The sequence below is a fragment of the Macrococcus hajekii genome (assembly GCF_004359505.1).
GTDB lineage: Bacteria > Bacillota > Bacilli > Staphylococcales > Staphylococcaceae > Macrococcus > Macrococcus hajekii.
The window spans coordinates 1-320 of the sequence record NZ_SCWE01000045.1 but is presented as its reverse complement, the minus strand read 5'-3'; the positions used below and the strand labels follow the sequence as shown (position 1 = coordinate 320).

Here is a 320-nt window from a genome sequence, read left to right as displayed (position 1 = left end):
TATTAATAATGTGATGTCTGTATGAATACAGACGCGCGATTTTTTGAGAATTCATAAAATAATGAACTCACTCGGTTTTGCTTGGTAAATCAATTTTTTCTTACTTTATCTAGTTTTCAAAGTACAATCTGAATGATATGGACCATCGGTCCTATAAACATTCAAAACTGAATACAATATGTCAAAGTCAATTCCTAAGAGACATCAAGTGTCTCTTTTCCGTAATATCCTTAGAAAGGAGGTGATCCAGCCGCACCTTCCGATACGGCTACCTTGTTACGACTTCACCCCAATCATCTGTCCCACCTTCGACGGCTAGC

At 37.8% G+C, this 320-nt stretch carries 1 rRNA gene; it reads right to left on the bottom strand.

Annotated elements, in window-relative coordinates:
- Positions 1 to 234: 234 nt before the first annotated feature.
- Positions 235 to 320: ribosomal RNA gene (locus ERX37_RS11300) — 16S ribosomal RNA — on the bottom strand; the annotation flags it as partial.